Genomic DNA, 12,097 nt, shown 5'->3' with positions numbered 1-12,097 from the left:
GCGTGGAAGAATTCGCCGCCCTGATCGACGCGCTGGTATTCACCCGCAGCCGTAATGAGAAACTCCGGCTGATCGCGGAATATCTGCGCGCGACACCCGACCCGGATCGCGGCTGGGCATTGGCGGCGCTATCCGATGGGCTCGACTTTCCGGCGGTCAAGAGCTCCACCATCCGCAACACGATGAAGGACCGGATCGACCCGGTGCTGTGGTCGCTCAGCCGCGATTTCGTGGGCGATACGGCGGAAACCGCCAGCCTGCTGTGGCCGCAACCAGAGCACCCGCCCTCGCCGCCTACAGTCAGCGAAACGGTCGCGCTGCTATCGGCGATGAACCGCAAGACGGTGTTCGAAGAGCTGCCGAAGCTGCTCGACCGGCTAGACCCGTCAGGCCGCTACGCGCTGCTCAAACTCGCCACCGGAGCGATGCGGATCGGGGTGTCGAGCCGGCTGGCGAAGGTCGCCTTCGCGCAGGCGTTCGACGTAACGATCGAAGACGTCGAGGAATATTGGCACGGCCTCACACCCCCCTATCCCGAACTGTTCGCCTGGGCCGCGGATGGCGAGGACCCGCCCGATACCGAGAATCTGCCGACCTTCCGCCCCTTCATGCTCGCCCATCCGCTGGAAGAGACGGTGATCGATCTGGAAGACTACGTCGCGGAGTGGAAATGGGACGGCATCCGCGTGCAACTGGTCCACGCCGGTGACGAGACGCGGGTCTTTTCTCGCTCGGGCGATGACATCTCTGCTACCTTCCCGGAAATGGTCGAGGCGTTCCAGATCCCCGGCGTGCTCGATGGCGAATTGTTGGTTCGCGGTGAGGCACAGGGCGGCGCAGCGAACGAGCGAACGCAGGGCGGCGCGGCCAGCTTCAACGCCTTGCAGCAGCGGCTGGGGCGCAAGACCGTGACGCCAAAGATGCTGCGCGAGAGCCCGGCCTTCGTGCGCCTGTACGATGTGCTGCTGTGGCGGGGCGAAGACCTGCGCGCGCTGCCATGGGCGGAGCGGCGCGTCAGGCTGGAGGCGCTGATGGGCGAGCTGCCCGAGAGCCACTTCGATCTCTCCCGCGTGGTCGAGGCGAGCGACTTCACGCATCTGGGCGAAATCCGAGAGGGTGCGCGCGACGATGCGATCGAGGGGCTGATGCTGAAGCGCCGCGACAGCCCCTATGTCGCGGGGCGCAAGACCGGGCTGTGGTACAAATGGAAGCGCGACCCGCTGCTGATCGATTGCGTGCTGATGTACGCCCAGCGCGGTAGCGGCAAACGATCGAGCTTCTACTCCGACTACACCTTCGGCTGCTGGGACGGCGATCCCGACCAGGGCGCGGAGCTGCTACCCGTGGGCAAGGCCTATTCCGGCTTCACGGACGACGAGCTGAAGAAGCTGGACCGGCATGTGCGCCGCAACACCGTCAACCGCTTCGGTCCGGTGCGCGAAACCGACAAGTCGCTGGTGTTCGAAGTAGCGTTCGATTCGGTGCACGAATCGAAGCGCCACAAGTCGGGCCTCGCCATGCGCTTCCCCCGCATTCACCGCATCCGCTGGGATAAGCCGGTGCACGAAGCCGACCGGATCGAGGCGCTGCGGTCGCTGGTGAGGGATTGACGGACCGCCGCCACGCGGCATGAAGGTGGCATGCAGCGGTACGATCCCGGCAGGCAGGCGCTCGCGCTGGGCATCGCCTTTCTCGCAGGGATGGTGGATGCCAGCGGTTTCCTGACCGGCGGCGGCTATTTCACTTCCTTCATGTCGGGCAACACCACCCGCATGGCGGTGCATCTGGCGCGTGAGCCCTTGCTCGCGCTGCTCCCGCTGGCAATCATCGCCGCATTCGTTCTCGGTGTCGCGATGGGGGCGATGCTGGCCTGGCGATGGAGCGGGCGGCACAAGGCACCTCTGCTGGGGCTGGTCGCCACCGGTCTGGCACTCGCCTTCTTGGCTCTCGCCGCGGGATTCGCCCCCGGTTATCTGTGCCTATCGGCGGTAGCGATGGGAATCGCGAACAACGTCTTCACCCGCGATGGACAGGTGACTGTCGGCGTGACCTACATGACCGGAGCGCTGGTCCGGTTCGGCCAAGGCCTCGCCGCGCGGATCGGGGGCCGCGACCGTGAGGCGTCCCGCGGCTACGGGCGGTTGTGGCTCGCGCTTGCAGTTGGTGCGACTTGCGGCGCGTTACTGCATGGCACGGGTCGGCTGGTGGCTCCCGCCGTCGTGACCGCTCTGGCGGCGGCGCTGTTCGTGGCCGCAATGGCGATCCAGCGCCGCCCGGGCTAGGAAATCTCGAGCAGCTTTTCCGGGGCGGTCGCGCCCCGTATCAACGTGACGCGCGTCGGTGCCACACCCAATGCCTTCGCCACCAGCCACGTGACGGCGGCGTTGGCCGCCCCCTCCTGCGGACGGGCGCGTACCTTTACCAGCAACCGCCCCTCGCCGATCACGAGCCCTTCGGACCGAGCACCCGGCGTGACCCGGATCGGCAACCGCCCGCGTTCGTCGATCAGCGAGCGGATCGAATCCCCCGGGGGCAGGTCGGCTTTAGGCCGGGCCATTCCCGCTCTCGGCGATGGCCGCCGCATGGTGCTTCGCGTTCTCGGCGTAGTGTGCGACGCCCAGTTTCATGCCGGCGATGGCCTTGTCTGGCAACTCGCGCACCTTCTTTGCCGGTCGTCCGACCCACAGCTCGCGCTGGCCCATCTTCTTCCCCTCGGTCAGCATCGCGCCGGCCCCGAGCATCGAATCGCTCGCGATCAGGGCATCGTTCATCGCGATCGCACCCAGCCCCACGAAGCCGCGATCCTCGATCCGGCAGCCATGTATCATCGCCATGTGCCCGATCAGCACGTCGTCGCCGATGATCAGCGCACAGCCGTCGGGATGCCCCGGGCTCGGCCCGTCGCAGTGGAGGACGCTGCCATCCTGCACATTGGTCCGCTTCCCGATCACGATCCGGCTGACATCGGCGCGCAGCACGCAATTGTACCAGATCGAACTGCCCGCCCCGATCTCGACATCGCCGATGATACGGCAACCGGGCGCGATGAAGGCGCTGTCGTGAATCCGCGGTGTCTTCCCGTGGATCGAGAGGATGGTCACGCCGGGTCGGTCGGTCATTCCTGTTTCTCCTGCCATTGTTCGGCGCTCACCGCATAGATGATCGTGCGGCGATCCTCGGGCGGGTAGGCGGGGTCGTCGAAATCGAGATCCTCGCGCCGTTGCATTCCCAGCCGCTCCATCAGTCGCCAGCTGGGTTCGTTGCGTTCGCCCGTCATCGCGACCACGTGTGGGATATCGTGACGGGCGAAGGCCCAATCGATGAGCGTTGCTACGGCTTCCAGCGCATAGCCGCGCCGCCAGCGATCCTCGCGCACGATCCAGCCGATCTCGTGATCGCCGGGGTTTTTCGCCAGATCGTTGTCGACCAGCTTCATACCGCAGTGGCCCACGCAATCGCCTGTGGCCTTTTCCATCATCATCATCCAGCCGAAGCTGTGTCGCGCGAAAAGAGCCATGCTGTTCGCATGCTTCGCCTCGATCTCGTGCAACTCCTTCGGCCCACCGAGATGCTCCATGAGAACGGGCGAGTTGAGCAGACGATACTGTAGTTCGGCATCCCCCTCCGCGATCCGGCGCAGCAGCAGCCGATCGGTTTCGATCACGATATCAGCCATGCTCGCCCGCGCGCCATTCCTCCGCCGCGATGGAATAGACGATGGTGTCGCGCCACGGCGGATCGTAGCGGCCATCGGCATAATCGAGCTCGGGCCGCCGGGTCATTCCCAGCCGCTCCATCAACCCCCAGCTCGGCGAATTGCCCGCGACCGTCAGCGCGACGATCTCGTCCGCGCCGAAGCGCTCGAACCCGGCCGAGATCGCGGCGACGGCGGCTTCCTTGGCATAACCCTGTCCCCACGCATCCTCGCGAAAGCGCCATCCGACCTCGAATTCGCCGGTCACGGTGCTGCCAGGTGCATCGGCGCGCTTCAGGCCGCAGAACCCGAGCAGTTCGCCATCGTCGCGGCGCTCGACGGCCCAGAAGCAGAAACCGTTGCGTTCGTGGCAGGCCTCCACCCGTTCGCGCTGCCTCATCTGCCCTTCGTCGTCGAGCGTTCCACCCAGCCAGCGCATCACGGCCGGAGTATTGGTGCCCGCGAAGAAACGCGGCCAGTCCTGTTCACGCCAGTCGCGTAGCGCCAACCGGTCGGTCTCGAGGCGGAATTCAGCCATTCAGCAGCCGCGCCGCGAGTGGGGCATGGTAGGTAAGTACGCCGCTGCAGCCCGCGCGCTTGAAGGCGGTGAGCTTCTCCATCACCAGCGCTTCGCGCGCAGCGACCCCGGCGGCGGCACCCGCCTCGATCAGCGCATATTCGCCGCTCACCTGATAGGCGAACACCGGCACGCCGAACCGCTCCTTCGCGCGCCAGATGATATCGAGATAGGCGAGGCCGGGCTTCACCATCACGCTGTCCGCACCTTCCGCGATGTCCAGCGCGATCTCGCGCAATGCCTCGTCGCCGTTTGCCGGGTCCATCTGGTAGGTTTTCTTGTCGCCCTTCAGCAGGCCCCCGCTGCCTACCGCGTCGCGAAACGGGCCGTAGAACGCGCTCGCATATTTCGCGGCATAGGCCATGATCTGAACATTCGCATGCCCGTTCATCTCGAGCGCGCGGCGGATTGCGTGGACTCGCCCGTCCATCATGTCCGACGGGGCGATGATGTCCGCCCCCGCCTCCGCCTGCGTCACCGCCTGATCGACCAGCACGGCGACGGTGTCGTCATTGGTGACGTAGCCGCTGTCGTCTAGCAATCCGTCCTGCCCGTGGCTGGTATAGGGATCGAGCGCGACGTCGGTCAGAATGCCGATATCGCTGCCACACGCATGGCGGATTGCGCGGATCGCGCGGCACATGAGATTGTCGGGATTATAGGCTTCCGCCCCGTCCTCGCTTCGCTTCTCGCCTGGCGTGTTCGGGAACAGTGCGATGCACGGTATGCCCAGCTCCACCGCTTCCTTCGCCCGCGCGACGATGCCGTCGACCGACCAGCGCGAGACGCCCGGGAGGCTGGCGACAGGCTGCTCCTCGCCCTGTCCCTCTATGATGAAGAGCGGCCAGATCAGGTCGGCCGGCGTCATGACGGTTTCGCGGAACATCGCGCGGCTCCACCCGTGGGCACGGGTCCGGCGAAGGCGTAGATTGGGATAGGATGCGGTCATGCGCACAGCGTGTCGCCCCAAACGCCGGCGATGGCAAGCGGTCCGGCTCAGCCGCCGATCTGGCGCGTCTGCGTGGTGGCCAGCTTGTCGATCTCCCGCTCCGGCTCGGCGCGTTCGCTGGGTGCGGGGGCCAGATCGGAGAGCGCGGATCCGGGCGCGATCTCGCGATAGTCCGCGATCTTCGCCTTGAAACGCTGCAGCTCCGCCCCGGCAAGCAGCGCGCGCGTGGTGTAGGTAACCGAAGCCGGGTTCACCGGGCGCCCGTTGCGATACATTTCGAAATGCAGATGCGGCCCGGTTGAGAGGCCGGTGGAGCCGACATAGCCGATCACCTGCCCCCTCCGCACGCTTTGCCCGGCGCGTACGGCCATGCGGCTCATGTGGCAGTAGCGGGTGGCGAGGCTGCCATTGTGCTGGATCTTCACCGCATTGCCGCAGCCACCTGCGCGCCCCGCGGACAGCACGCGACCGTCGCTGACCGCATGAATCGGTTCACCGTAATGCGCGCGGTAATCGAGCCCGGAATGCATCCGCTTGTAACCCAGGATCGGATGGCGGCGCATTCCGAAGCCCGAGCCAACAGGGGCATTGACGGGTTTCATTAGCCCGCTGCGCTGCTCGCCCACGCCGGACGCCTCGTAGAAACGGCCGTCCTTACCCCAGCGGACCAGCTGCGCGGTCGGCTTACCGTCGCGCTCCACCGCCGCGTAGAGCAGCTTGCCGGTTTCGTGCTCCCCGGTTGCGGCGCGCTTGTACGACACGACCAGATCGAACGTGTCGCCGCTCCGCATCTTGCGGTCGAGCGCGTCCTGCTCGTTCATCGCGCGCAGCCATTCCTGGACCGCCCCGGGCGGTGCGCCGGCGGCGCGCGCAGAGCGATAGAAGCTGTCGCCGATCGTGCCCCGAATGCGCAGGGGCGTCTCGTCGACGCGGATCGGATGACGTTCGAGTGCAAGGCGACCGCCGGCGCGGCGCGCAACGGACAGCGCGAGGTCGAAGCGGGCGCGCAGATCGAGCGCTTCCAGCATTCTCGGTCCGCCCGGCGCGGCGCGGCGGCCGAGCGTGATGTCGACCTGCGTGCCCGGTTGGATGTCGGAAAGCGGCACCGCATCGCCTACCATGGCGGCGACCCTTGCAGCTTCGCCATCGCCCAACCCGGCGCGCTGGAGCATGCGCGCGAAACTGTCGCCGCGCGAAAGGGTGGCGACCAGCTGGATCGTCGGGCGCTCCGGCGTGGCGGCGAGCGGGCGCACCTGAGCGGTCGGCCCCATGCGGCTGCCGCTGTCGGACCCGAGCGCCAGCGGCATGATCGTCTGGCTGCGGAATTCGGTGCGCGTATCGCCATCCATGGCCATCGCCGGGGCGACCGCGATCGCGCCGAAGCTGGGCCAGAGAGCGATCGCGGCGGCCGACAGGCCGAGCCAGGTGGCTAGACCGCGAAACCAGCGACGGCTGCCGATATTCTCCGCCAGGTCGGGTGCCCAGTCGATCGCATCGAATCGTTGTTCGAGCGACAGGCGCCAGTGTTCCCACCGATCCCCCGGACCCGGACGGCGGCGGAACGCCGCGCGCAAGGATGCGCCCGGCACCCCCGTACCCAGCGATCCAGCGCCATCGTTATCGATCCGGGTGTAGTGCACGCCCTCTCCTGAAGGTTGGTCCGCGGGTATTTGCGCGATCCTTCCTGTCCGCGCGGCGCTCTAGCTGGGCGGCATGCCGGATTAAAGTTAATCCCGCGCTAAGCCACGACAAGCCGAGTCGCAGCTGCGGCAGAAGGTGGGAACACTCATAGGGCGCTTGCGATAGGCAGCACACGCTGCCACCTTCGAGCGGTGAGCGAAGGCGCCATCAAGGCGGTACTCGGGCCGACCAATACCGGGAAGACGCATCTCGCGATCGAGCGCATGTGCGCGCATTCGAGCGGGGCGATGGGTTTCCCCCTGCGTCTGCTGGCGCGCGAGGTCTATGACCGGGTCGTTGCGATCAAAGGCGAGAAACAGGTCGCGCTGATCACTGGGGAAGAGCGGATCGAACCGCCCGATGCCCGCTATCTGTGCTGCACGGCGGAAGCCATGCCGAGGGACGGCGGCGGCCGCGCCTTCGTCGCACTGGACGAGGCGCAACTCGCCGCCGATCCGGAGCGCGGGCATATCTTCACCGACCGGCTGCTCCATGCTCGGGGGCGCGAAGAGACAATGCTGCTGGGCGCAGCGACGCTGGAGCCGGTATTGAAATCGCTGATCCCACGTGCCGAAGTGATCGAACGGCCGCGTTTCTCCACACTCAGCCATATCGGACCGCGCAAGCTCTCGCGCCTGCCGCCCCGTAGCGCGATCGTCGCCTTCAGCGCGGAGGCGGTCTATACCGCGGCGGAAATGCTGCGACGATTTCGCGGCGGCGCTGCCGTGGTGATGGGCGCGCTGAGCCCGGAAACGCGCAACCGCCAGGTCGAGCTGTTCCAGTCTGGCGAGGTCGACTACATCGTCGCCACCGACGCGATCGGCATGGGCCTCAATCTCGACCTCACGCATGTCGCCTTCGCCGCGCTCACCAAGTTCGACGGATCGCGCATGCGGCGGCTGATCCCGGCGGAGATGGCGCAGATCGCGGGCCGCGCCGGTCGGCACCAGCGCGACGGCACATTCGGGACGCTCGCCGGCGGGCGCGGAAACGATGCCTCTTCGGCGCTCGAATTCACCGAGGAAGAGATCTACGCGATCGAGGAGCACCGCTTCGCCCCCCTGACCAGGCTGTTCTGGCGCGAAGCCGAGCCGCGCTTCGACAATCTCGCCACGCTGATCGGCGATCTGGAGGCGCGCCCGGACGAGCCGGAGCTCGCAGCCGCGCCCGAAGCGATCGACCTCGCCGTGCTCAAGAAGCTGGCCGACGAGCCGTTTGCCGACAGCATACGGGGCGCGGGGTCGGTGCGCCGGTTCTGGGAAGCCTGCTCGCTGCCCGATTTCCGCCAGTCCGGCGTCGATACCCATGCCCGCTTCGTCGCGCGGCTGTGGCAGGATTTGCGCGAGGGCTATCTCGGCGCGGATTACGTTGCCGCGCGTATCGCTGAGCTCGACACGACGACGGGCGACATCGCCACGTTGCAGGGCAAGATCGCGGCGATCCGCAGCTGGGCCTATATCTGCCAACGGCCCGACTGGGTCCTCGCGCGCGACGAAATGGCGGCCCGCGCACGCGCAGCGGAGGCCCGCCTGTCCGATGCGCTGCATGCGCGATTGACGGAGCGTTTCGTAAATCGGCGAACCGCTGTATTGATGCGCAGCATGGGAACCGATCCGAACCTTCTGCCGGTCACGCTCGACGAAGATGGCACCTTGCGCGTCGAGGACGAAGCCATCGGCACCGTTACCGGCTTTCGCTTCGCCGTTGATGCCAGCGCCAAGGCGAGCGACCACCGCATGTTGCTCGCAGCGGGCGAGAAGGCCTTACCAAAAATCTTGGGCGAACGCGCCGCGGCTCTGCGCACGGGGGGCTTCGACGGGGTGGTCATGGAACGGGGGGCGATCGTGTGGGGCGGACACGAGCTGGCGCGGCTGGATTTCGGCGCGCATGTGCTGGAGCCGCGACTTGAACCGGCACGGGAACTTTCGGCGTTGCCGGACGGTGAACGCGCTGACTTCCTGGCCGCGTTGACTGTTTGGGCGGAAGGGCGGCTCCAACCGCTCGAACCCTTGGCTCGGCTGCAGATCGCCGCGAACGATCCGGATGCAGGCTCGCAGGCGCGCGCGTTGCTTCTCAATCTTATCGCGGGGCACGGCTACGTCGCGCGCGAGAATGCGGGCATCCAGCACCTACCCAAGGAGATGCGTCCCTATCTGCGCAAACTGGGGGTGGTGTTCGGTGCCCTCGACGTGTTCGTACCTGCTTTGCTCAAGCCTGCCGCACGCGCCGCCTTCCAAGCGAGCGGCCTCGACCGGCGACCGCTGGAGGAGGCGATGCGCTCGGTCCTCCCCGATGCGAAGACCCTCCCGTCCGGTTATCGCCCGGCCGGCGATCAGGCGATCCGCGTCGATGTCGCGGAAAAGCTGCTGCGCGCCGCGCACCAGGCCCGCGCCCAGGCAAAAGATCAGCGCAAGGTGGTGATCGACCCGTCGCTCGCGATCTCGACCGGACTTACGGCCGGAAGCTTCACTCGCCTGCTCGGCGCCGCCGGGTTTCGCGCACAGCAGGCGAAGGCTCTGGCAGGGGGGGCCTACGGTCCGCCCGCGCCCGATCGGTGGCACTGGCGCTCGCCCCGTTACGGGAACGCGCCGCAGCGCGATGGGCGGAACGAGCGCCGGGGCAAGCCGCGCGGAAAACAGCCGGATAGCGAACCCGCGCCCGGCAACGCGTTCGCCGCACTGGCCAACCTGGTCCGCTAGCGAGCACCGGCCGTCCGTGCGCATCGACCTTGCGCTGTGCCGCCTGCGCCTTGCGAAGACTCGCTCGACCGCCCGCCGCATGGCCGAAGAAGGCCATCTGCGCCTCAACGGCGAACGCGTGGTGCGTGCCACTCGGGAAATAGGGGTGGGAGACGTGCTGGTCATGCCGAGGGGAAAATCGGTCGTCGTGCTGGAAATCCTCACACTTCCCGACCGGCGCGGCCCGGCGGCCCACGCGCAAAGCTGCTACCGTATGCTTGACCCGGCTGGCGAAAAAGCCATAGCACCCGGTGCATACCAGCCATCCGAGAGGGACGTACCCGAATGACCTACGTCGTCACCGACGCTTGCATCAAATGCAAATACACCGACTGCGTGGAGGTGTGCCCCGTCGACTGCTTCTACGAAGGCGAGACGATGCTGGTGATCAACCCCAGCGAGTGCATCGACTGCGGCGTGTGCGAACCGGAATGCCCGGCGGAAGCCATCCTGCCCGATACCGAGGACGGGCTCGAGAAATGGCTCGAGCTCAATACCAAGTACTCGGCCGCGTGGCCCAACATCACGCAGCAGAAGGACCCGCCCGAGGATGCCGACGAGCATAAGGGCGAGGAAGACAAGTACGAGAAGTACTTCACCGCAGACCCCGGCGAAGGCGACTGACGCCGTCCTGGCGCACGGTGCCAGCGCAGGAATGGAGCGCCTTGCACGCATGACACCCCGCACGGCGTGCGAGGGTGGAAACTTTGTTGCGTTCGTGTTATATAATGCAACAACCGGGCCGGATTCGCGCCCGGCCTGATCTGGACAGGCGGCAATCGCTTTTTGCAGGTGACGAAATGACCCATCCCCGGGCTCGCATTGGGGAAGGGTTCGCGCGTCCCGCCCGAAGCTTCCCGCCGATTGGAAAGGACTTCACTGATGGCAGCCAGCAAGGCTCCGGCGTTCGATGTCGGTGACTATGTCGTTTACCCGAAGCACGGCGTGGGCCGTGTGATCGAATTGCAGAACGAAGAAATCGCAGGGATGCAGCTGGAGCTCTACGTGCTCCGTTTCGAGAAGGAACGCATGACGCTGCGCGTTCCGATGAACAAGATCGAATCGATCGGCATGCGCAAGCTTTCCAGCGACAAGACGCTGAAGGAAGCGATGGAGACCCTGAAGGGCAAGCCCAAGGTCAAGCGTACCATGTGGAGCCGTCGTGCGCAGGAATACGAAGCCAAGATCAACTCCGGCGATCTCGTGTCCATCGCCGAGGTGACGCGCGACCTGTTCCGCCCCGACGACCAGCCCGAACAGAGCTATTCCGAGCGGCAGATTTTCGAAGCGGCTTCCAGCCGCCTGGCGCGCGAACTTGCCGCGATGGAAAAGACCGACGAGCCGGCGGCGCTCGAGAAGATCCTCGACATCCTGCGCGAGCATGCGCCGCAATATTACGAGAACAGCGAAGACGCCTGACGCGCCCCGCTTAGTTCGTATCGAGAAGGCCGCCCCGACCGGGCGGCCTCTTTTTGTATGGGCTTGCGCGGCGGACCGAAGCGTATTACTCCTGTAATACAGCTTCGAGAAGGAGGTTTCCATGCTCAAATCGGCTCTAAGGACACTCGCGCCGGCACTTTTCTTGGCCGCCGCGCCGCTGCTGACCGCATGCGGACAGGCGAACATGAATATCAACGGCGAGGATGGCATGCCGCTGGCCGAGCTGGATATGACGGGTGAAGTCCCCAGCAAAATCGTTCTCGCCGGGCCGGACACGGTCATCGTGAACCCGGGTGAGAAGTTGGCTATTACCGTCGATGGTGATGGCACCGCCAAGGATGAGCTGCGCTTCTCGCTCAAGAACGGGACACTGGGCATCATGCGCAAGTCGCAAGGCGGCTGGACCGATGCTTCCTCCACCGTTCGCGTCACGATGCCCAACCCGCAATCCGCCGTCGTCGCTGGATCGGGCACGCTCGAATTGCCCGGTATGGCGCAGAATGCGGGCATCGTCATTGCAGGTAGCGGCACCGCCACCGTCAAAACACTCTCGGCCACGCAGCTCTCGGTTACCGTCGGGGGTGCCGGAAAGCTCGTCGCTTCGGGCACGGCGGAAACACTGGAGCTGACGATCGCCGGCTCGGGAGAAGCGGACATGCGGGGGCTCCAGGTCGATCGCGCCGAAGTCACCATCGCCGGGTCGGGCAATGCCGCATTCGCGTCCGACGGCCGCGTCGAGGCGACAATAGTCGGATCGGGCACGGTCGACGTCGCGGGCAATGCGACCTGCACGATCAAGGCGATGGGATCTGGCTCTCTCAATTGCTCGGGCGGCACGCGAACGAAGACCGGTGAGGCACCTGCCGCTCCAGCTGCACCCGATGCCCCCAACGCGCCGCGCGGGCCCGACACCCCTTCCTCTGCGACCGCTCCCGAAGCACCTGCTCCGCCGACACCGAGCGAAAATTAATCCATCCGCAAGACGCGATAGGGCACAAGCGAACCGGTCACCCGGAGTA

General features: G+C 66.3%; 13 protein-coding genes. 7 read left to right on the top strand and 6 right to left on the bottom strand.

Going from position 1 to position 12,097, the window contains the following annotated elements:
* The first annotated feature begins 2 nt into the window (after window positions 1–2).
* Together F7D01_RS06725 and F7D01_RS06720 are read left to right on the top strand one after the other, a co-directional pair.
* A complete protein-coding gene (locus F7D01_RS06725; RefSeq protein WP_215229418.1) occupies window positions 3–1,610 on the top strand; it encodes a cisplatin damage response ATP-dependent DNA ligase in 1,608 nt (535 codons plus the stop codon).
* A gap of 30 nt (window positions 1,611–1,640) precedes the next feature.
* Window positions 1,641–2,282: a YoaK family protein gene (locus F7D01_RS06720; protein WP_215229417.1), complete on the top strand. Its 642-nt coding sequence runs from the start codon at window positions 1,641–1,643 to the stop codon at window positions 2,280–2,282.
* On the opposite strand, the gene F7D01_RS06715 is transcribed toward F7D01_RS06720, so the two are convergent.
* The 6 genes from F7D01_RS06715 to F7D01_RS06690 are packed head-to-tail and all read right to left on the bottom strand — an operon-like array spanning window position 2,279 to window position 6,860.
* Window positions 2,279–2,557, bottom strand: a complete 279-nt coding sequence (locus F7D01_RS06715; RefSeq protein WP_215229416.1) for a DUF167 domain-containing protein — start codon at window positions 2,555–2,557, stop codon at window positions 2,279–2,281. The two genes, F7D01_RS06720 and F7D01_RS06715, sit on opposite strands and share 4 nt — an antisense overlap.
* Window positions 2,544–3,119 carry a gamma carbonic anhydrase family protein gene (locus F7D01_RS06710; RefSeq protein WP_215229415.1) on the bottom strand — a complete coding sequence of 192 codons (576 nt, stop codon included), beginning with the start codon at window positions 3,117–3,119 and terminating at the stop codon, window positions 2,544–2,546. Before F7D01_RS06710 ends, F7D01_RS06715 begins: the two co-directional genes overlap by 14 nt.
* A complete protein-coding gene (locus F7D01_RS06705) occupies window positions 3,116–3,676 on the bottom strand; it encodes a GNAT family N-acetyltransferase (RefSeq protein ID WP_215229414.1) in 561 nt (186 codons plus the stop codon). Before F7D01_RS06705 ends, F7D01_RS06710 begins: the two co-directional genes overlap by 4 nt.
* Window positions 3,669–4,232 carry a GNAT family N-acetyltransferase gene (locus F7D01_RS06700; protein WP_215229413.1) on the bottom strand — a complete coding sequence of 188 codons (564 nt, stop codon included), beginning with the start codon at window positions 4,230–4,232 and terminating at the stop codon, window positions 3,669–3,671. The genes F7D01_RS06705 and F7D01_RS06700 overlap by 8 nt, the downstream gene beginning before the upstream one ends.
* On the bottom strand, window positions 4,225–5,220 hold the full coding sequence (hemB, locus tag F7D01_RS06695; RefSeq protein ID WP_215229412.1) for a porphobilinogen synthase: 996 nt from the start codon (window positions 5,218–5,220) through the stop codon (window positions 4,225–4,227). The genes F7D01_RS06700 and hemB overlap by 8 nt, the downstream gene beginning before the upstream one ends.
* A gap of 47 nt (window positions 5,221–5,267) precedes the next feature.
* Entirely contained in the window at window positions 5,268–6,860 is a 1,593-nt protein-coding gene (locus F7D01_RS06690; protein WP_251567140.1) for a M23 family metallopeptidase, read from the bottom strand.
* 192 nt (window positions 6,861–7,052) lie between these two features.
* Here F7D01_RS06690 and F7D01_RS06685 point away from each other — a divergent pair, with 192 nt between their 5' ends.
* From F7D01_RS06685 to F7D01_RS06665, 5 genes are all read left to right on the top strand, one after another.
* Complete coding sequence (locus tag F7D01_RS06685) at window positions 7,053–9,599, top strand: DEAD/DEAH box helicase (RefSeq protein WP_251567138.1); 2,547 nt, start codon at window positions 7,053–7,055, stop codon at window positions 9,597–9,599.
* Between the two features lie 16 nt (window positions 9,600–9,615).
* Window positions 9,616–9,927: a S4 domain-containing protein gene (locus F7D01_RS06680; protein ID WP_215229411.1), complete on the top strand. Its 312-nt coding sequence runs from the start codon at window positions 9,616–9,618 to the stop codon at window positions 9,925–9,927.
* A complete protein-coding gene (fdxA, locus tag F7D01_RS06675) occupies window positions 9,924–10,262 on the top strand; it encodes a ferredoxin FdxA (RefSeq protein WP_215229410.1) in 339 nt (112 codons plus the stop codon). The genes F7D01_RS06680 and fdxA overlap by 4 nt, the downstream gene beginning before the upstream one ends.
* 258 nt (window positions 10,263–10,520) lie before the next feature.
* Window positions 10,521–11,057: a CarD family transcriptional regulator gene (locus tag F7D01_RS06670; RefSeq protein ID WP_215229409.1), complete on the top strand. Its 537-nt coding sequence runs from the start codon at window positions 10,521–10,523 to the stop codon at window positions 11,055–11,057.
* A 121-nt stretch (window positions 11,058–11,178) separates the two neighbouring features.
* Window positions 11,179–12,048 carry a head GIN domain-containing protein gene (locus tag F7D01_RS06665; RefSeq protein WP_251567135.1) on the top strand — a complete coding sequence of 290 codons (870 nt, stop codon included), beginning with the start codon at window positions 11,179–11,181 and terminating at the stop codon, window positions 12,046–12,048.
* The last annotated feature ends 49 nt before the right edge of the window (window positions 12,049–12,097 follow it).

The sequence above is a fragment of the Erythrobacter sp. 3-20A1M genome, from assembly GCF_018636735.1.
In the GTDB taxonomy this organism is placed as follows: Bacteria; Pseudomonadota; Alphaproteobacteria; order Sphingomonadales; family Sphingomonadaceae; genus Alteriqipengyuania.
Note: the sequence above shows the minus strand (reverse complement) of the source record. Positions and strands in the feature narration are given on the sequence as shown.